Annotated in this window: 21 protein-coding genes; 17 read left to right on the forward strand and 4 right to left on the reverse strand. The window is 39.7% G+C overall.

Annotated elements, in window-relative coordinates; translation table 11 throughout:
• The first annotated feature begins 5 nt into the window (after positions 1 to 5).
• From ACFVAD_RS11090 to ACFVAD_RS11160, 15 genes are all read left to right on the forward strand, one after another.
• A complete protein-coding gene (locus ACFVAD_RS11090; RefSeq protein WP_386639502.1) occupies positions 6 to 953 on the forward strand; it encodes an ArsA family ATPase in 948 nt (315 codons plus the stop codon).
• A 74-nt stretch (positions 954 to 1,027) separates the two neighbouring features.
• A complete protein-coding gene (locus tag ACFVAD_RS11095) occupies positions 1,028 to 1,510 on the forward strand; it encodes a hypothetical protein (RefSeq protein ID WP_386639505.1) in 483 nt (160 codons plus the stop codon).
• Positions 1,507 to 2,043, forward strand: a complete 537-nt coding sequence (locus tag ACFVAD_RS11100; RefSeq protein WP_386639508.1) for a hypothetical protein — start codon at positions 1,507 to 1,509, stop codon at positions 2,041 to 2,043. The genes ACFVAD_RS11095 and ACFVAD_RS11100 overlap by 4 nt, the downstream gene beginning before the upstream one ends.
• 44 nt (positions 2,044 to 2,087) lie before the next feature.
• Positions 2,088 to 3,002, forward strand: a complete 915-nt coding sequence (locus ACFVAD_RS11105) for a CBASS cGAMP-activated phospholipase (protein ID WP_386639510.1) — start codon at positions 2,088 to 2,090, stop codon at positions 3,000 to 3,002.
• An 86-nt stretch (positions 3,003 to 3,088) separates the two neighbouring features.
• Positions 3,089 to 3,910, forward strand: coding sequence for an adenosylmethionine decarboxylase (gene speD, locus ACFVAD_RS11110; RefSeq protein WP_386639513.1), 822 nt, complete (start codon positions 3,089 to 3,091; stop codon positions 3,908 to 3,910).
• 143 nt (positions 3,911 to 4,053) lie between these two features.
• Positions 4,054 to 5,190, forward strand: coding sequence for an NAD(P)/FAD-dependent oxidoreductase (locus ACFVAD_RS11115; protein WP_386639515.1), 1,137 nt, complete (start codon positions 4,054 to 4,056; stop codon positions 5,188 to 5,190).
• 59 nt (positions 5,191 to 5,249) lie between these two features.
• A complete protein-coding gene (locus ACFVAD_RS11120; protein WP_386639518.1) occupies positions 5,250 to 5,624 on the forward strand; it encodes a nucleotide excision repair endonuclease in 375 nt (124 codons plus the stop codon).
• Positions 5,625 to 6,202: 578 nt separating this feature from the next.
• Positions 6,203 to 7,741 (forward strand): spore germination protein, encoded by a 1,539-nt coding sequence (locus ACFVAD_RS11125; RefSeq protein WP_386639520.1) that lies wholly within the window; start codon positions 6,203 to 6,205, stop codon positions 7,739 to 7,741.
• A gap of 14 nt (positions 7,742 to 7,755) precedes the next feature.
• On the forward strand, positions 7,756 to 8,925 hold the full coding sequence (locus tag ACFVAD_RS11130; RefSeq protein ID WP_386639523.1) for a GerAB/ArcD/ProY family transporter: 1,170 nt from the start codon (positions 7,756 to 7,758) through the stop codon (positions 8,923 to 8,925).
• Positions 8,846 to 9,925, forward strand: coding sequence for a Ger(x)C family spore germination protein (locus ACFVAD_RS11135; protein ID WP_386639525.1), 1,080 nt, complete (start codon positions 8,846 to 8,848; stop codon positions 9,923 to 9,925). Before ACFVAD_RS11130 ends, ACFVAD_RS11135 begins: the two co-directional genes overlap by 80 nt.
• A 481-nt stretch (positions 9,926 to 10,406) precedes the next feature.
• On the forward strand, positions 10,407 to 11,321 hold the full coding sequence (locus ACFVAD_RS11140) for a hypothetical protein (RefSeq protein WP_386639528.1): 915 nt from the start codon (positions 10,407 to 10,409) through the stop codon (positions 11,319 to 11,321).
• Positions 11,322 to 11,354: 33 nt separating this feature from the next.
• Positions 11,355 to 11,990, forward strand: a complete 636-nt coding sequence (locus ACFVAD_RS11145) for a DUF4129 domain-containing protein (protein WP_386639530.1) — start codon at positions 11,355 to 11,357, stop codon at positions 11,988 to 11,990.
• Positions 11,991 to 12,014: 24 nt separating this feature from the next.
• Complete coding sequence (locus tag ACFVAD_RS11150) at positions 12,015 to 13,151, forward strand: DUF4350 domain-containing protein (protein ID WP_386639533.1); 1,137 nt, start codon at positions 12,015 to 12,017, stop codon at positions 13,149 to 13,151.
• Positions 13,148 to 14,077: an AAA family ATPase gene (locus ACFVAD_RS11155; RefSeq protein ID WP_386639536.1), complete on the forward strand. Its 930-nt coding sequence runs from the start codon at positions 13,148 to 13,150 to the stop codon at positions 14,075 to 14,077. Before ACFVAD_RS11150 ends, ACFVAD_RS11155 begins: the two co-directional genes overlap by 4 nt.
• Entirely contained in the window at positions 14,028 to 15,386 is a 1,359-nt protein-coding gene (locus ACFVAD_RS11160) for a DUF58 domain-containing protein (protein ID WP_386639539.1), read from the forward strand. Before ACFVAD_RS11155 ends, ACFVAD_RS11160 begins: the two co-directional genes overlap by 50 nt.
• Here the strand turns inward: ACFVAD_RS11160 and ACFVAD_RS11165 are convergent.
• Complete coding sequence (locus ACFVAD_RS11165; protein ID WP_386639542.1) at positions 15,378 to 16,346, reverse strand: stage II sporulation protein M; 969 nt, start codon at positions 16,344 to 16,346, stop codon at positions 15,378 to 15,380. The two genes, ACFVAD_RS11160 and ACFVAD_RS11165, sit on opposite strands and share 9 nt — an antisense overlap.
• A 110-nt stretch (positions 16,347 to 16,456) precedes the next feature.
• Here ACFVAD_RS11165 and ACFVAD_RS11170 point away from each other — a divergent pair, with 110 nt between their 5' ends.
• Both ACFVAD_RS11170 and ACFVAD_RS11175 read left to right on the forward strand, forming a co-directional pair.
• Complete coding sequence (locus tag ACFVAD_RS11170; protein ID WP_386639544.1) at positions 16,457 to 17,260, forward strand: RDD family protein; 804 nt, start codon at positions 16,457 to 16,459, stop codon at positions 17,258 to 17,260.
• A gap of 183 nt (positions 17,261 to 17,443) precedes the next feature.
• Complete coding sequence (locus tag ACFVAD_RS11175; protein ID WP_386639547.1) at positions 17,444 to 18,421, forward strand: ring-cleaving dioxygenase; 978 nt, start codon at positions 17,444 to 17,446, stop codon at positions 18,419 to 18,421.
• 158 nt (positions 18,422 to 18,579) lie between these two features.
• Here ACFVAD_RS11175 and ACFVAD_RS11180 read toward each other — a convergent pair whose 3' ends face one another.
• From ACFVAD_RS11180 to ACFVAD_RS11190, 3 genes are all read right to left on the reverse strand, one after another.
• On the reverse strand, positions 18,580 to 18,726 hold the full coding sequence (locus tag ACFVAD_RS11180; protein ID WP_386639550.1) for a hypothetical protein: 147 nt from the start codon (positions 18,724 to 18,726) through the stop codon (positions 18,580 to 18,582).
• Between the two features lie 173 nt (positions 18,727 to 18,899).
• Positions 18,900 to 19,766, reverse strand: coding sequence for a DUF3307 domain-containing protein (locus ACFVAD_RS11185; RefSeq protein ID WP_386639553.1), 867 nt, complete (start codon positions 19,764 to 19,766; stop codon positions 18,900 to 18,902).
• A 14-nt stretch (positions 19,767 to 19,780) separates the two neighbouring features.
• On the reverse strand, positions 19,781 to 20,524 hold the full coding sequence (locus ACFVAD_RS11190) for a hypothetical protein (RefSeq protein WP_386639556.1): 744 nt from the start codon (positions 20,522 to 20,524) through the stop codon (positions 19,781 to 19,783).
• Between the last annotated feature and the right edge of the window lie 87 nt (positions 20,525 to 20,611).

Consider the following 20,611-nt stretch of genomic DNA (forward strand, 5'->3'; position numbering starts at 1 on the left):
GAATTATGAAGAGTACACATAAGAAAATAATGTTTGTTGGAGGGAAGGGTGGGGTGGGAAAATCAACAACCGCTTCTGCCATTGCGCTTAAATTGTCAAATGAACATAAAAAGGTGTTATTGGTTTCAACTGACCCGGCTCATAATGTAGGCGATATCTTTCATGTATGTCCGAAAGATTCTACTTTGAGGATAAATGACCATCTGTATTTGCTTGAAATTAACCCACAGACTGAATCAAAACGATACATATCTGAAGTGAAAAACAATATTAAAGGACTAGTAAAAGCCACTATGCTAAATGAGGTATACCGTCAGATTGATTTGGCCAGCTCAACACCCGGTGCAGATGAGGCGTCCCTTTTTGATAAAATCACCTCAATCATACTCGATGAATTAAATAACTACGACCATATCATCTTTGACACAGCCCCAACAGGGCATACCATTCGATTGTTGACGCTGCCTGAACTGATGAATGTATGGATAAGCGGACTGTTGGAAAAGAGAAGGAAGATCCAGGACAATTACACCCAATTGCTTAACGATGGTGAACCAATTGAGGATCCCATATTTGAGAAATTACAAACAAGGAAACAAAAATTTGCAAAAGTCCGTGATGTACTGCTTGATTCAGCCATCACGGAATACACATTTGTTCTCAACGCAGAGCGGCTGCCCATCATTGAAACAGAAAAAGCCATAGCTGTTTTGGAGAAAAACGATATCCTCGTATCAACAATCATTGTCAACAAAGTCATTCCTTCCCATGCAGACGGTGATTTCATGAAGAACCGACGGGATAATGAGGCGCAATATCTGCAGCAGATAACACTTAAATTCAAAAAGCAGGAAATCATCCATATTCCCTTGTTTGAACATGATATTTCATCAATCAAGCATTTGGAAGCATACGCTGATGTAATTGGAGGTCTCACTATTAATAGCAAGTAATTTTCCAGGAAAGTATGAATCGTAACTCCTTTGTTATACTAAAAGTGAAATGTCATAACTTGGGAGTTACGCTCATGATTTTAGCTTTTTTCATCACTTTTGCCGTTTCCATCCTCATATTGTCCTTTTTACACCGCTACAGAAGAAGGTTTACTGCCTTTCAACTCGTATTGTTATTCCTTGTGGCTTCCTACTTATGTCAAAATACCTTTTATAAATTATTTTCTCCATATGACCGGATAAGCATCACGGATAATCTATGGGCTAAAATCTCTATAAAGCTGCATTTTGGTGTCATTTTACCTGTTTTGTTAATAGGGATAATATTCATGTCACGATCGAATAACAAATTAACTATTTCATTCAGTATTCTTGGCTGGGCTGCATTTATTGTAGCCAGTGAAAAATATTATCTTTTCTCAGGGATCCTTAAAAAAAATGGTGAAAATTGGTTTCCGCAAATAGATTTTATATTCGCCTTGATTGTCATATTCATGACCTTTGTCATAAAGAAGTATTTATACCGATTGTTAATGAGAGAAAGGTTGCAGACATGAGTAACATGTTTTCAACCATCATGGATCCAATTTTACCGAAGCAGTTTGATGCGAACGAAATATATACCATTGTTATTACCATATTCGTACTCAGTCTACTTTTCTACTTGCTGAAAAGAGAGAGGCAATTATCGGCAGTGGAGGTTTTCTCTGTTTATTTGTTCAATCTTTTTCTTACTACAACACTCGAATCCCTGTTTGCAGAGCCTCCCCTGGATATGTACGATACAATCGACTATGCCCATGCAGAAATATTTGATGTAGTCCTGCAGACTTTGGTATATCCACCGCCTATTGTCATTGCATTCTACTTTTACTCGAAATATAAACCGAATTGGCTTATATACACTTTATGCTGGGGAATGATTCTTACTACTTTGGAACTGATATCCTTACAGTTCAATCTTTTTCAATTCAAAAATTGGACATCCCTCTATTCCTTTTTCTTTTACATCTTTATCATGGCACTCAATATACTCTTCTTCACCAAAGTGAGATCTGTGACCAAATCTATCCCACATAAGTATCGTTGAAGAGGAAAAGATAACTTGTAAGACAAAAAAATAAGGTGAAAATAATGAAAATACTTTGCATTGATGGAGGAGGCATAAGGGGAGTTTTCTCCCTGGCTATTCTACAGGCTATCGAAGAGCAAAATAATAAGCCGGTTTCGGAACTCTTTGATGTCGTTGCAGGTACAAGCACAGGATCTGTCATTGCAGCTTCAGTTTGCTTAAAAATGGAAATGAAAAAAGTACTGGAGAGCTATATAAGTTCTGGAGAGAAGATATTTATCAGGCAAGCCAAAGTGGGGCTATTTAAGAGCATCTACAGCGATAAATATCTTAGGAAATTTTTAACTCAGGCTTTCGGTGAACGTACATTGGCTGACATATCTACCCCCTTATTGATACCTGCTGTTGACGTTACTCATGGAAGACCTTTTGTTCATCGATCCAATTATGGAAATAAAGATTCAAAGGATCTAACGATCAAACTTTGGGACGCAGTTTTATCTTCCTGTTCCGCACCCGTATACTTTCCACCAAACAATATCGGCAATCACTATTTATCAATTGACGGTGGACTATGGGCAAATAATCCATCAATGGTTTGTATTACAGAGGCTTTGGAGTATTTTAATCTCGGTATAGAGGAAATAAACATTTTATCCATCGGTACAGGTCTTCAGAAAATTGATTTTACTATTTCTGATAACAAGTATTGGGGGGTAAAGCAGTGGCTTCCTTTTCGTATTCCATCCATGAAGGTGACACCAAAACTGTTGGACCTCGCTTTGCAGTTGTCTTCAGAATCCGTTACCTATCAGTGTAAGCAGCTGCTTGGCGGGAATTATCTCCGCATTAACAAGGAACTGGGTGGTGAGGTGCCATTTGATGATATTACTTACATGGATGAGTTAATTGAAGCGGGTAGAAAGGCCTTTATCGAACGAAAAGATGAGATAGCAGATTTTCTTGCCCTGGACTAATTGTTTTTTTCCTAGTAGGAAGGGGTACTATAAAAATAATTATAAGCACTTCATATTTAGTGCTAGGAAAAAAGGGGGAAGAAACTTTGAAAATCACACCAGAGCAGAGAATCACGCTTCATGAATTCAATAACCTCACTAAGTCCCTGAGTTTCAACATGTATGATATCTGCTATACGAAAACAAAGGAAGAGCGGGAGGCCTATATTGATTATATCGATGAGCAGTATAATGCCGACCGTTTGACAAAAATACTGACTACAGTTGCCGACCTGATTGGAGCGCATGTGCTAAATGTCGCCAAACAGGATTATGTGCCTCAGGGAGCAAGTGTAACCGTACTTGTTTCGGAAGGTCCTGTGGTGGAAGTGCCGAATGAATCGTATGAGGAATCTCCAGGACCGCTTCCTGATAATGTTGTAGTTCAGTTGGACAAAAGCCATATAACCGTTCATACCTATCCGGAATACCACCCAGTAGAAGGGATAAGTACATTTCGCGCTGATATTGATGTTTCCACCTGTGGAGAGATTTCTCCTCTGAAAGCTCTGAATTATCTCATCCATTCCTTTGAAACAGACATCATGACGATGGATTACCGTGTCCGTGGGTTTACACGGGATATCAACGGTAATAAGCTATTTATCGATCATGATATAAATTCGATACAAAACTACATACCGGAAGATGTTAAAAGCCTCTATGATATGATCGATGTCAATATATATCAGGAAAACATCTTTCACACCAAGTGCCGACTAAAGGATTTTGACCTGAATAATTATCTTTTCGGATTTTCCAAAGAATCGCTGAATGATGATGAGAGGTACGAGATTACGGAAAAGCTTACAAATGAAATGGACGAAATATTCTATGGAAAGAATATAAATTTTGGACATAACGACTAAATCAAAAGAAACGTTCAATCAAGCCTAGCCAACCATTGCTAGGCTTATTTGTTTTTTGATTATCTGAAGGCATCACTAGGAATTCAACTGTAATTGAGGCATAATAGCTTTTGTATACATATGCAAAGGAAAAGGTGTTAATTATGCGAAAATTTATTGTTATTGGCGCAGGTGTCGTGGGTGCCTCGACAGCCTATCACCTTGTGAAAGCTGGAGCGGATGTCACCCTCATAGACCGCTTTGATAAAGGGCAGGCAACCGACGCAGCAGCTGGAATCATCTGTCCGTGGATTTCGCAGAGGAGAAATAAGGCATGGTATGAACTAGTTAGGAACGGAGCCCGATACTATCCAACACTCATTGAAATGCTTAAAGAGGATGGGGAAACCGAGACGGGCTATAGCCGGGTTGGTGCCCTCAGTTTACATAAAGAAATTGAAAAGCTAGAAAAAATGGCTTATAGAGCCAGAAAGAGAAGAGAGGACGCGCCAGAGATAGGGGAAATCTCCATTCTTTCACATTTGGAGGCCAAAAGGCTTTTCCCCCCTTTAGCAGAAGGGTATGGGGCAGTTTTTGTAAGTGGTGGTGCAAGAGTGAACGGGCGGGCTTTAAGAGACGCTTTGCTAAATGCTTCCAGAAAGCTTGGCGTAAAAGTAATGAACGGACATGCTGAAATTGTACACAGAGAAAAGACGGTTATAGGAGTAACAGTCAATCAGAATCAGTTTTATGATGCAGACATGGTAATTGATACAGGAGGTGCCTGGTCCAAAAAGACGATTGAACCACTTGGAGTTCAATTTGCAGTGGTTCCCCAAAAAGCACAGATTGTCCACTTGGAACTTGAGGAAGCAGATACTGCAAAATGGCCGGTAATAATGCCTCCTACCAATCAATATATCCTTGCCTTTGAAAACGGCCGGGTAGTGATAGGAGCCACTCACGAAGATAACGCGGGCTTTGACACTCGTGTAACAGCAGGCGGAATACATGAAATACTGGGAAAAGCACTTGATGTGGCGCCTGGATTGGAGAATGGCACCCATATTGAAACTCGAGTAGGATTTCGACCTTTCACCCCAGGTTTCCTTCCAGTTATTGGAGCCCTTCCTTCGTATGAGGGGATCCTTGTGGCGAATGGGATGGGTGCATCAGGATTGACAAGCGGACCTTTTATGGGCGCTGAGTTGGCAAGACTCGCCCTAGGTCAGCCGACCGTTCTTGAACCCATGAATTATGATGTTGGTGGAGCATTGGTGAAAGACTCAAACAACTCATAGCTTTTCCACATAAGATATGGTACCATTTAGCTCTACAAGAAAAGAGGACGTGACTAAACATGATTAATATCAGCATACCTAAACCGAGCGTGTCCATTACGGAACGCCAACAAATAAGAAGAAATGACGAACCTATCATCACACCTGTCTCCGGGTTCATTGACCTACATCAGATCCCAAGAGATAAAGCCGGGATTTTCATGTTCTTTAATATCAATGATGAACTGCTTTTCGTCGGCAAGGCAAGAAAGCTTCGTCAGCGCGTAAAAAAGCATTTGGAAGATAACGTATCTCCAATAAAGAACCACCGTGATGAAGTATACCGAATCGACGTCTGCATCGTGGAAGATGCGATGGAGCGCGAGATTTATGAAACATATTTCATCAATGAGCTGGAAGCAAAATATAACGTAGAAAAAGCATTCTATAAGTAATGGGAAGTCCTCTTCGTTATGAAGGGGACTTTTATTTACTTATTAAGAAAACAACTACCATTTTTACATAACATATAAGGGACTAGCGGAATTATAAAGATGCCTAACATAGAACAAGATAAGCTTACATAGTAATTCATTGAAATTAAAAGATTTGGTGGTTTGGATATTGGAGAAAAAAAGAAGAAAACAAAAAAGTTTTGTACGATGGTTATTTGAGGAAATTAAGGATTCGATAATCTTATCCATCCTCTGGAACATCATTGTTTTTATTCCCAGATTGATTATTCGCGTATGGAAGCATTTTTTATAAATATGCTCTGTTAAGCACCACTGTTGATTTCCGCGGAGCGTTTGTGGAGCCTAGTGCGGAAATCAACAGCTAGTTATCATATATCAACACTTTTGTTTAACAAAGCCTATAAATAAAAGTGAAAGTCTAGCATAGTTGTATGCTGGATTTTTTGCGCTTTTGGAAATGAACACCATTTTGTAGCTCATAAGTGAATTATTATCCAATTTAATGGAATAATAACAAAAATATCCTATGCATCCTTAAGAATAAACGGGTGACTGTAATGAAAAAAAGACCTATAAAAAAACTGATCAATCATGATCCTCCAGAACCTAAACCCATTGAGACGGTGGAGGAGACCAAAACTTTTGATCAATTACTAGAACTCTTCAAGAAATCCGACGACTTTGTATATTCGTTCTATGAGAAATGTAAAACACCATTTCATCTCTATTATTACAGCTCTTTGGTTGATAAGGATATTATTCAAAAGGAGATACTTCCATATTTTCATAAATTCGAAGTAGAAAAGATGGAAGACCTGCCTCTGACTATCCCTATTGATGACATAAAGATGACGGACGATTGGCATGAAGTTCAAGAAATGCTCCTGTACGGCTACGTTGGCATTCATTTATCACAAGAATCAACTACTGTAGCATTATTACCTGCCATAGCAAATAAGGGACGGCAAGTTTCCCTGCCGGAAGTGGAATTCAGTGTCGTGGGGCCCAAAGAATCTTTTGTGGAATCTTTGGATGTAAATTTAAACCTGGTTCGAAAAAGGCTGCCTGTACCAACGCTTGAAGTGAAAGAATTTACTGTTGGCAAGTTATCCAAAACTAGAGTAGCGGTTTTATACTTGGAGGATGTTGCAAATAGTGAAAATATACATACGGTCATTCAAAGAATAGAAGACATTTCATTCGATCAGATTAATGATAGCTCCTACATCACTCAATTAATCCAGGATAATAACAACTCTCCATTCCCACAATTTATTGACACAGAACGGCCAGATCGGGTTGCATCTGTATTGGCTGAGGGTAAAATTGTCATTCTTGTGGATGGTGCGCCGCATGGGCTGATTGGCCCGACGACGCTTTTTGAGTTCTTTTCTGCATTTGAAGACTATTTTCTTAATTGGATCATCGCATCCTTTTTCCGTGTCGTTCGTCTTTTTGCTGTCATTTTCTCCATATTAGTGACACCTATCTATGTAGCCGTATTGACCTATCACTATGAATTGATTCCAAAAGATCTCGTAAGTACCTTGGTCACGTCGAGAAATGCGATACCACTGCCTCCGATACTAGAAGCAATCATTCTGGAACTGGCAATAGAATTATTAAGAGAGGCAGGGGCAAGACTACCTACAAAAGTCGGTCAAACAATCGGTATCGTAGGAGGGATTGTAATTGGAACTGCATCTGTGGAGGCTGGCCTGACAAGTAATGTTCTGCTTATTATTGTGGCACTCTCTGCTTTAGCCTCTTTTACAACACCGGTCTATCAAATGGGTAATACGATAAGACTGATCCGGTTTCCATTTCTCATTTCTGCTCACTTTTTAGGCTTATTGGGAGTTACCTTATGCTTTTGTTTTTTGCTTATACATTTACTTCGATTGACTTCATTAGGGAGGCCTTTCTTAGAACCAATAAATCCTTTGCGTCTTGCAGATATGAGGGATGCAATCATCCGATTACCTTTTTCACTGCAATCCAAGCGACCTATTGAGGTTCAGTCGGAAGATACGGTCAGATTTGATAATAAGAAAAACAAGAAAAAGAAGCTGAAAGACATTGATGAGTATTACTGATAGGAAGATGGCAAATGAAAAAAGGCATTCCTGAAGTTTTTCAAGTATCTCCATATTTTGTGTTTTTTCTCGTACACTCCGTTCAAATTGGTGTCGGGATCTTAGGATTTCAGCAAAGCCTTGTTTCTGCAGCAGGAAATGATTCCTGGATAGCTGTTATAAGTGCGGGAATCGCTGTTCATATTGTCATTTGGATCATCTTCCAATTATTAAACCGTGCTGAAATGGATCTTATCGACATAAATAGATTCGTTTTTGGAAAATGGCTTGGTAGTTTTTTTAGTCTTATTTGGATGTTTTATTTCCTTAGTATTGGATTTACTATTCTCTATTCGTATATTGAAGTCATACATGTTTGGATGTTTCCAGAAGCCAATAACATATTATTGTCTATACTTCTTGGGGTTCTAATCGTCTATACGATCTTAGGAGGCTTTAGAACAGTAGCGGGGATCTGTTTTCTTGGGGTGGTGATACCGGCATACTTGATTTTCACTTTCCTTTTTCCCATTCCATATACCGAAATCATTGCCCTTTTCCCTATCTGGAACCACGACCTAAAGGACATGTTTCTGGCTTCCAAGGAGATGACACTTAGTTATCTTGGTTTTTCTACCCTATTGATGTATTATCCTTTCATAAAAGAGGCAAAAACGTCACATAAATGGGCTCAGATGGGGGCATTATTAACCCTTTTAACCTATCTGCTTATCACAATTATTTCATTAAGCTATTTTAGTGAGGCGCAATTGGTGAAACAAAACTGGGCAACTTTAACCTTATGGAAAATAGTCGAAATGCCTGTGGTGGAGCGTTTTGAGTATATTGGAATCGCTTCCTGGGCGTTAATTATATTACCCAATGTTTGTTTATTATTCTGGGCATCAACAAGGGGGATGAAAAAGGTACTGGGTACTAATCAAAAGTATACATTGTTCGCTTTAGTATTGTTGATGATCATCCTCAGTAGTTTTTTTCAGAAAAGGGAACAGGTTGCCACGCTAAGTAGCTGGACCACCAAAGTCGGCTATTATTCTGAATTTGGCTTTGTGCCTTTACTTTTTCTACTATACCTTGTTATGTCCAAGGTAAGGAGGAAAAAAATTGAAGAAGCATTTGTGCTATTGGCTGTTTACTATCACTTTTATTTTATCAGGCTGCCTAAATCAAAAAATATTGGATGATGTCCAATTGGCAAGTGCAGCGGGATTTGAATTGGGTGAGGATGAGGATACAATAATTGCTACCGCTGTATTCCCCGTATATAAGCCTGATTTAACAGTGGAAAACAGAACGTACACCTCTTCCTCGAAGCTTAGTAAAATCATAAGAGATAAATTAAATAGAAAATCTCCAAAACCGTTTGTAAGCGGGAAGATTGAAGTAGCATTATACAGCAAAGAGCTTGCCGAAAAAGGAATTTTTGATATCATCGATACGTTCAGAAGGGATCCAGCCACTGGAGCAAAAATGTTCCTTGCTGTAGTAGAAGGAGACCTCGGGAATTCCCTGAAGATTCAGTACGGGGAAACAGATAATGGCATGTTTCTTTCAAAATTGATCCAGCATAATATTGAAAGTGGCATTCTCCCGAAAACAAATTTGCATCTTTTTACCAAGGCCTATAGGGAAGAGGGAAGGGACCCTTTTCTACCTTACTTGAAATTAACCGACAAAGAAGCCGACATAAAGGGAGTTGCTCTTTTTAAGGAAGATCAATTTGTTGGATCGATAGAAGGGGAAGAAGGTTATATATTTATGTTTTTGATTGAAAAGTTCACTTCAGATGCTTCTATGAGCGTCAAATTAGGCGAAGATGGGGAATTTGCATCTGTTTATCATATTGATTCAAAGAGAAAATATAAAATAAAAAATATCGAAACTGATCCAAATATTACAATACGAATAAAAACAAATGCAATTATCCAGGAATATTCAGGGGACGATATCACATCGAAAGTAAAAAAACAAATTGAACGGAGTATGGAAGAGGAAATTGAAAAGAAAGGAGAGGAAATGATAAAAAAGTTTCAAGGGTTGAAAATTGACCCACTTGGTATTGGATTTCAGGTGAAGCATCGTTCAAGAAATTGGTCAAAAGAAAAATGGGATGAGCTTTATCCTTCCATTGAGGTTAAGGTGGAAGCTGAAGTGGAAATATTGGAAGCTGGAGTAATAAGCTGAAAGATCATATCTATTTTTATTTTAAAATACACATGGTTATCGTTCCACAAAAAGTTTAGAAAACTAAGTTGATTGGAGTGGAAGGCACGGTGACTCCGCGAAAATGCAAGCATTTCCTTCGTGCGATGTATCGCTGCCGCAGCCTTCCTTTTCCTGCGGGAGGAAGGGACAAGGGAGACCCCGCAGACGCGCAAGCGTCGAGGAGGCTCACGGACCGCCTAAGGATAAGCGCAGTGCCTGGAACAGAAATCAACGGGCTTTATTATACAGATACACAAAAAACTGTAGACAACCTCGAATTACTTCGAGTTTGTCTACAGTCTGAATCTCTGTCAATGACAGAGATTTTTTGTTTTAAGAGGATTTTTCTTTTCATAAATTATCTATTGAAAAAGCAAATTATTTCTCGAAATTTGCTAGATTAATGGTAAAATAGTCGATATGACAACATATGGAATATAAATTTAGGAGGCAATCAGGGATGAATGAACAATTAAACAGACCAAAAGGGTTCGGGCAAATATTGGATGTCACGTTTCGCCTAAGCAGAACCCGCTTCAAAGATTTTTTCTTAATATTACTTATCCTTTTAGGACCTGTCTATTTGATACAGGCACTGGTTCAATTAGCAACTGGCACCAGCTTTTTCAGAGAAGTAGGGGAGGGTAACGGATGGTTGGAACAGATGGCTGCAGGCTTTGAGGCAAGTGATCCTGCATTCAGTTCCAATATAGCTGCCGATATCGGTGTCATGCTGGTAGGATTGATCAGTTTATTTCTTTATCCTGTAGCACAGGCTGCCATTCTTTATGGTGTTGATCACGTTCGGAAAAACGAGGAGTTTACTTTTGGCACATTGATTAAAAAAGGTTTCTCCCGTTTCTGGGCCATTATCGGCAGCAGTATTCTATACGGTATCATCGTCTTTGGATTGATATTTGGAACTATTTTATCAGTAGTATTAATGAGTTTCGTTTTCTTTGCAATTGATCCGGTAATCGGTGTTATTTTGACCATTATTTTATCCATAGGATCAGCAGTATTTGTAGGGTATTTTTCCACTCGCTGGAGCTTCTATTTCGGTTCGGTTGTCATCGATAGTAATTCACCAGGCTTAAGTCGCAGCTGGAAGTTGAGCCAGGGACGTACATGGGTGTCCATGGGACTGTACCTTATCTTCTTTTTAATTATCAGCTCCATTACATTTGCCATAGAACTTTCATTCGCACTTCTGCTTGGTGGAAGCGTCTTGTTAGGACTTATTGTCAGTCTTGCCACTTTATTTACAACTCTCATCATGTCAGTCGGATACGCTGTCATGTTTTTGGATTTAAAAAGTCGCCACGATGCTGACGACCTAAAAGATCTCATTGACGACTACCATGTCGGACAATAACCTTTGTCCTAGTGAAAGACAGGTGATGATGTATTGATGAAGGAAGAAAAGGCAAGAGAAGAATTACAGGAGATACTCAAGCATCACGAGTATCAGATATATTACGAGGATAATAGAAATACCTTGCAAGTTTTATGGGATGACCTAAAGGCTTGGTTGGCGGATCTGCTGGCCAAGTTCTTTCCATCATTGGAGGCGACAAGTTCGGTAGCTGGTAATATTCTTATCGTAGTCATTTCGGTTGCAATTGCTGTATTACTGATTATATTCATCTTTTTTGCTGTAAGGTATCGGCAGCGAAGGTCCATAGGGAAGCAGCAGCCTTTTCAATCTCCAAATGAATTGGAGTGGAGTTATCAGCAGCATCTCAAACATGCATTGAAACAAGAGGAATTAAGTGATTTCAGCTTATCTACACGCCATCTTTTTCTCGCACTTCTTCTCTATTTCCATGAAAAAAGCTGGTTAGAAGCTAGAATCTGGAAAACTAACTGGGAGTATTACGAAGAGCTCCGATCCGCAAAAAAAGAAAGCGCAGATTTATTTTTCAACTTTGCCCTTCTGTTTGATCGAGCAACCTACGGAAAACAGCAGATTCAAAAAGAAGAGTACAGCCTTTACCGGGATAAGGCTTTGAAATGGTTGGAACGAGAAAATGAGGATGTCTAAAATGGAAGGAGGAGGAAGGTAGAATTGCTACAGGGACTATCAAAAAACCGCGGATGGATCTGGTTTGCCGCAATATTAATTCTATTTTTGCTTTGCAGCTACTTTATCCTTTCAAAAGGGACCAAAACGTATTTGCCCTATGACTCTCATTCCCCTTCACCAACAGGTATTAAAGCCTTTTATACATATGCACAAAAGGAAATCGGTGGAATCGGCAGATGGGAGGAACCGCCTAGCAAGCTATCAGGCTCGGAAAATCAACTGCTTTTGATGGTGGAGCCATATACCGTCCCAAACCAGAAAATCATGGATGAGTATATTGCATTTATGGAGCAGGGTAATACGATTCTGCTTCTTATGAGCAACCCGGACTCGATGTTCGGTCTTAACACCAATTATACTGAATCCCCTTCATCAGATGGGCAGATTTTCATGGAAAGCTCTAAGGAATATCGAGCACAAAACTTTTCACCCGTTCGAATAGAGCATGAAGAAACAGATGAAGTCCTTCTGAATGATGAACACGGAACGGTCGCATTGAAACGGAATTTTGGACAGGGCTCCCTTGTTGTTTCCAATACACCGGAATGGATCACAAATGATTCAATCCTGAAAGAGGAGCACCTGAAACTTCTGTTGTACTTACTGCAGAAGGATAATCAAGCACTGAATGTGCTGTTAATTGACGAGTATATACATGGTGAGAACAGTGGTTCCACTTTCACGACCACTTATCCTCAATGGTTTATTGTAATCATCATTCAAGGAGTGTTATGGACCATTCTCTTATTATGGAATCGCGGAAAAAGATTCGGCCCTATCCTCGTGTCCAGGGAGGAAACTGTCCGTTTCAGTGATGAAAATTTGCAGGCTCTTGCAGCCTGGCATATAAAGGGGAACAGGTATCAGGATTCTCTTTCCATCCAGGCGGACTATCTGAAATTTGCATATCAAGAAAAATGGGGCATTCCATCCAGTAAAGAATGGATGGACCGTGCCGACCAGCTTGAACGAAAATCTAAAATAATGGACCCAAAGAGTGTGAAAATATTTTTACATGATTTAACAAACATATTGGCAAAAGAGAAGATAACCAAACAGGAATATTTGCTCTGGTCAAAAAAATTGGATCAACTTAGGAAAGAGGTGGAGGAAGGATGAAACCTGAATTAGCATCCTTACTTGAAAAATATGAACAACGAATCTTGGGACAATCTTTAAATCTTAAACTCTTGCTTTCTTCTGTTCTTGCAGGTGGACACGTGCTATTGGAGGGAGTACCCGGAACCGGGAAGACGCAAATGGTACGTACGCTGGCCAGCTTTCTTGGTGGAACATTTACACGTATCCAGTTTACACCGGACTTACTGCCGAGTGATATTACAGGAAGTACCATCTACAATATGAAAGAAGGTTCTTTTCAGACGCTGAAGGGTCCGATCTTCACAAATATTCTGTTGGCAGATGAAATAAATCGTACCCCTGCCAAGACGCAGGCTGCCTTACTTGAAGCAATGGAAGAGGGTCAGGTAACCATCCAGGGGGATACCTATCCTCTTTCCGATGTATTTTTTGTTGTTGCAACACAGAATCCTATTGAATTTGAAGGTACATATCCATTACCGGAAGCACAACAGGACCGCTTCCTATTTAAATTGCATGTTAATTTCCCAACCTTGGAAGAGGAGACGAATGTATTAAAGCAAGTGATTGAAAAAAACTATGACGCCAGTAACGTTCAGCCAGTTTTAGATATGGAAACCTTTTTATCCATCAGAAGAGAAATTGAAATGATTACGGTCAGCGAGAGTGTGCTTCATTATATTATGCAGATAGTACGCAAAACAAGAGAAGCAGACTCCATCCGTTTTGGGGCAAGTACTCGTGCCGGAATCTCCATCGGAAAGGCAGCACAATCCTTTGCATATTTAAGTGGCCGTGATTATGTTACGCCTGATGACGTAAAGATTGTAACCAAGCCTGCCCTGCGCCACCGTATCCAACTATCTCCACATACGGAATTGGAGGGATCTACTGTTGACCAGATCATTGAAGAGCTTGTGGGGTCGATTCCTGTTCCGAGATAAGGGGATTGTACCAACCAATCGATTACTTATAGTATTCGCCATTCTTACAGGAATCCTTTTAACAGCGACATTATGGAATTTGCCATGGTCATTTGTCCTACTTGCCAATATCCTGGTACTATTGTTCAGCTTGGTGGATTTGATTTTTTCCCCCAATAAGAATCAGCTTTTGGTGAAACGCTCATGTCCGACTGAAATGGAGAGGGGCATCAACTATGAGGTACCGATCACGATTCAGAACGCATCCCCCTATGATGTGCAATTCAGAATCATAGACGGTCTGCCTCAATCCTTCGAAAGACCTTTTCCATTATACGGAAAAATCGGTAAAGAGACTTCTGTAAAATTTGTTTATTGGACAAAAGCACCAGTCCGTGGCGATTATCAGGTTAATAAAATGTACATCCGTTACCGAAGTTCATTGGGGCTATGGGAAAAACAATTCTCCATTTCTTTAAACGGAAGCATCAAGGTGATACCGGACATGACCCAAACCAAACAATTTTTGGAGGATGCCCAAAAATTCTTAAACTACGAAGGTATAAAAATTAGAAAATATAAAAGTGGTGTAGGGGAATTTTCAAAGATCCGCTCCTATGTGGTAGGGGATGACCCACGAAAAATCAACTGGCGTCAGACTGCTAAGCTGCAGGAAGTAATGACAAATGAATATGAACCGGAGCATGGGAAACATATTACCATATTGATTGATTGCGGAAGAATGATGGGAGCTGAACTGAAAAATGGGAACCGATTGGAGAAATCCATCGAGGCTGCCCTGACTGTGACCGCTGCCGCTTTACAAAAGGGTGATTATGTAGCCGCTCTTGCTTTCTCCAAAAAGGTGAAAGTTTATATTCCACCAGCAAAAGGCATGTCTCATCTTCAAACCATTCTTCAAGGTATCTATAATCTGGAAGTGGATGCTGCGGAATCCAATTATGGGGAGATTTTAAATTATCTTCAGCTTGTACAGAAAAAGCGCAGTCTCATTCTGTTATTCAGTGATATTCAGACTTTCCTTCATGAAGAAAGTGCATTGATCTATCTGAAAAGATTGAGACAAAGGCACTTGTTCCTGATGATTGGAGTGGAGGACGATATGCTGGTGAGTAGAAGCAAAGAGGCACCTGTATATGCACAGCAAACCATGGTAAAAAGTATCGCACAACAGCAGATCCTGATCAAGAAGGATGGAAAAGCAAAATGGGAAAAACAAGGCCTCCTAATGGTGGAGGCCCGGGAAGAAAAGCTAGCAACAACCGCAGTATCCTATTACATTGATATGATCAATAGAGGATTATTGTAGCAGTTGCTCCTGCTTTTGGAGTTTCATTTTCGCAATACCGATATAGAGGATTAGCCCGACAACAGTAAGGACCGCTACAAAGTATTTCGCTTCAAACGAAATGGCTGCAGGTGTGATGAACCCTTCAATTACACCTGCTATGATGAATAATGGAATCGTTCCAAGTAAAAGCTGAACAGATCGTTTTGCGTTTTCTTTCAACTGGTAACCTCTGGAATAAGGACCAGGTACAAATAGCCTGTAACCCATCAGAAGGCCTGCTCCCCCTGCAATGAAAATGGCGGTAAGCTCAATCATTCCATGAGGTACGATGTATGCCCAGAACTCATAGGTTTTATCATAGTGCCAGAATAAGGCTGCAATGGCACCAACAATAATCCCGTTATAGATCAATACATAAACGGTAAGGAGACCAAATGTAATTCCACCTGCAAAAGCAAGGAAAGCTACCTGAATATTGTTGGTCATGATGGAAGCTGACATCAGTGGTGCATCCACGTGACCCTCATTTGCACCAAGCTGGTCCGGATCGAAGCTGTTGGCCATTCCGGCAGGCAATACAGAGTATAGTAGAAGCTCATCATTCGCCACAGCCGCATAACTTCCTAGAAAACCGATTGTGAAAAGCGCCATAGCGATCATGACAAATTTCCATTGCTCAATAAGCAGACCAACAAATTTCACTCCAAAGAATTGACGTGTTTGTTTCCAGCTCGAAACCTGATCCTTATAAAGCAGATTATGAGATTTGGAGACAAGGCCATTCAAATATTGTGTAACTTCTTCATTAGGAAAATAGGTCTGACTATAGGAAAGATGCTGTGCTGCTTTTCGGTATAGACGATGAAATTTGCTGATTCTTTTTCCGGTGATATTTTTACTCTTATGTAGTTCTGTCACGATTTCTTCGAGTTCTTTCCATACATCTCGATGCTGTTTCACAAATTGTTTTACATTCATACAGGTTTACACCTTCTTGTCATTTATTGTTATTAACCTTTATTATAGTAATATTATAGATAAATAGAAACACTATTGGTAAAATTTATCCATGAAATGAGGTAATACCCTTGAACGCTGAGCAAGTGGACATAAAAACACCAGAATATGTATCATTACAATTCCAATCTGCAGGTCTTGGAAGCCGCGCAGCCGCGTTTATCATTGATCAGATTATCCTGTTGATCGTCAATATTCTTATCATCATTGGATTGTTATTCATGATCAATGGAACTTTCATGGATTTCTTTTCCGCTAATATGCCTTCCTACCTTGTTGCAGCGGCAATCATTTTAATTTTCATTATCAGATGGGGTTATTTCTTTGCATTTGAGTATTTTTCAGGCGGAAGTACGCTAGGCAAGAAGATGTTGGGTATTCGAGTAATCCAGGAAAATGGTCACAGCATTACCCTTTTATCGAGCCTGATACGCAACCTCTTGCGTATCATTGATAGCCTGCCGATGAACTATCTGGTGGGTATGTTGATGATTTTCTTCCATACCAAGCATAAACGGCTTGGAGATCTTGTGACAGGTACCATAGTAGTCCATGAGAGACGGAAGAAGAAGAAAAAGAAGATGACTGCAATTGAAAAAGAAATCCATAGCCGGGGACTTTCCCGCGAGAATCTACCGTTGAACGAGTACGATTTAAAACGATTCAACGAAAAAGATTGGAAGTTATTGAAAACCTATACAAACCGTTTCCTTCAGCTTTCTGTTGATGATAGGATACTCTTGACCCGACAGGTTGCAGAAATTGTAGCTCCTAAGCTCGGGATGACGGTTGGGGAAAAAGGATACGAGGAGCTAGAGAATTTGTTGCTTGTCCTTTATCTATTGTTGAAGGATGAATGGGAGTTTGAACTGTAATTTAAATTATTTTCAATTTGCTTAGTCCAATTTCTCTGGTGAGAAGTTGGGCTTTTTTAAACTTACATGAGTTTTTTCGGGTAATCAGTTTGACTTTATTAAATTGGTTTGATATATTTATCTCGAATTCAAGATATATTTTTTCACTCGCAAAGATAATTCTCAAAACAGGAGGTAATATAAATGAATGGTTTAAAAGGCATACATCATGTTACTGCCATTACGAGCAGTGCTGAAAAGAACTATGAATTTTTCACTTATGTATTAGGGATGAGACTCGTTAAGAAAACTGTAAACCAAGATGACATCCAGACATATCATCTTTTTTTCGCAGATGATAAAGGGAGTCCTGGGACAGATATGACATTCTTTGACTTCCCGGGAATCCAAAAAGGCTCTCATGGTACTAATGAAATATTCCGGACAGCGTTTCGAGTACCAACAGATGCGTCCCTCGACTATTGGTTAAATAGATTTGATCGCTTGAAGGTGAAGCATTCAGGCATAGAAGAGCAGTTCGGAAAAAAGGTGCTGAATTTTGTTGACTTTGACGATCAGCAATATCAATTGATTTCAGATGAAAAGAATAAAGGTGTCGCTTCGGGAACTCCATGGCAAAAAGGGCCGATCCCATTAGAGCATGCAATTACAGGTTTAGGCCCAATAACAATAAGAGTGGCGAACTTCGATTTCTTTAAAGAAGTGTTAGAAAAGGCGTTGCTTTTTAAAGAAGTATCTCACAGCGGCTCCACCTACCTATTTGAAGTTGGTGAGGGTGGAAATGGTGCCCAGATAATTGCGGAGCATAACAAGGATCTCCCTCAGGCAATGCAAGGCTATGGTACAGTTCACCATGCAGCATTCAGGGTGGAGGACCGTTCTGTTATCGAGGAGTGGGACCAAAGGCTGAAGAGTTTTGGATTCCATACTTCCGGTCATGTGAACCGTTATTTCTTTGAGTCCTTATATGCTCGCATAGCACCTCAAATATTATTTGAATTTGCGACAGATGGTCCAGGATTCATGGGTGATGAGCCTTATGAAACACTAGGGGAAAAATTGTCCCTTCCTCCCTTCCTTGAAGCGAAAAGAGAGCAGATTGAAAGCTTTGTTCGCCCTATAAATACAGTAAGAAGTACTTTCGACTTTAAAAAAGAATAAAAAACAAATAAAGTCCATTCTTCATTCAATTAAAGAAAGAATGGACTTTTTTATTTTGTAAAAGATTTAAACGTTATATTTATTAATAAATCAGAACGGTATGTAAGCAAAGAACATTATGCCTGATCCGACACAATATTCTTGCAAGGGGCACTAATTTATAGTCTCTCTTCCAAACGCTCTAAACCTTTTCTAGCGCCATTAATTAATCGGGCTGCTACAAGTTTTCTTAGTGCTCCATACACTTCTAATTCTTCTTTATAATCTTCTCCGATATTTTTCAAGATGCTTTGAATTCGATTCACGAATTGATCACCCCTTTCTATTATCTATCATATGTAAATTAATAGAAGGAGACAGGGTCTTTGACCGGATAAAACACCCTTTTTTTGCAATTTGATAGGGATGGGAGAAAATAAGAAGGGCTTTTAAACCCATGCTTTATGTTACATAGAGTATATTTACAGCTATCAAAGCTTTACCAAAATACCACTTTCAGAATAATTCCAATTACAATTGCAAAGAGGAAGGAGGTCAAGGTGCCAAGCAGAAAATACTCCGCCCAGTCACGATCATCCATCTGCTTGAAACGGGTCAAGGATTTTGCAGCAACGATAAACCCGACAGCAGAGAACGAGCCCATCAGGATGAGTGCCACTACAAGCAACCGCTCAAGATAGCCGATCACTTTGCCACGGGAAAGGTCCTGATGCTTCATTACCATATATGTATACTCCTCGGACAAGCTTTTTTGACTTGTGGCGCTTATTTCTACATCACGGAGTGTATACTTCCCTTCGAAAAGAGAGAGGTGACGGGTCAGGGATCCAAGTAGTATCTTTATAAAGTGACCTGTGACCGACGTAATCAAAATAAACATTATAATGATAAAGAGAGTGCTGCCAATCAATGATTTGTCGGCAATCATGCCATCTTTCATATGCAAGTTTACTAAAATCGTATCAATCAAGTGATAAAGGTTCACCTCAAGGAAGAAATAGCAAACTGCTAAAATAGTAAACAGGTGTAATACTTGATCTGTAATGAATAAGGCAAGATTCCAGCCATTTTTTTGCTTCATAAAAATGACTTTTTCCTGCAGGTGCATTTTGGCCAGATCAATCAGCGCATGGAAAATAACGATCGACAAGGTAGGAAATAGTACGGTTGCCATGATATTTGAAAAATCCTGCAAATAATACAGGATCCACAGTGTCACAATGGTGACTAGTGTGTGATGGAGTAGATGGAGCTTAAGGAACTTCTTTTTATCGTACACCATCTTTTCCGTCTGAAGGTAAAAATCAGCTACAAGGTGTGCAAGAATGAGGCTAAGAACAATCATGGTTCCGCTCCTTACTAATTCGTAATAATAACCAAGTTCTGTTTCAAATGATTCTTTATTGTGTTTTGCAGCTCTTTCGTAATATTACTCGGATAGGTCCCGGATTGTGTCTCCTCCAGGTTGTTTAAGGTGTTTTGTATGGTATTCAAGGTTTTAAGTATTATCTCACAATTTCCTTTCTTGTAGTGGCTTGAGATGGTAGAAGGGGACTTTCCTAATAGGCTTGCTATCGTCTTTTGTTCATCCAATACGGAAAATAGTCCCGAAATGAGACGCTGAAGCTTCGTTTGCTCAGCTATCAGTTTTCCTTGATATTCAAGCAGAAGATTGCTCATCTCCACAGATGGGATGGACATCGCATCCGAATCGGGAAACAGAAGGATAGGTGACCGATTTGTGGACTGCTTGATTTTCTCATTTGCCATTCTGGCATGTTTCATCAGGGGGTGATTCCACTTATCAATATCAATATCCGAAATATCTTCATCCACAAGTCCAAATGACATGCCGAAGTAGGGTGGCTGATCCGTAAACTTCCAGATTTGACCTATATAAAACGCGACTGTATAAGCAGTGGCATAATGGTCAAAAATACAGACAATTTCATCACCGAGACGGTGCTTGACATGGACATTCGGCAATCCTTTTGTCCAGAGTTTTATGTAAGTTTCCACCTTTTCCAAATAGGAGGAAACATCTTTCCAATTTCTGCTGGAATCCGTTACATCCATCATAAACACCGATACGGGTCTCTTCATAAGCTGTCCTCCTCCATCATCCAACTAAACGTTTTACTAGTTTATGCATATATTTTAAATTAATTCGACTATATAATCAAATTATAC

Source organism: Sutcliffiella sp. NPDC057660 (assembly GCF_042800035.1).
GTDB lineage: Bacteria > Bacillota > Bacilli > Bacillales > Bacillaceae_I > Sutcliffiella_A.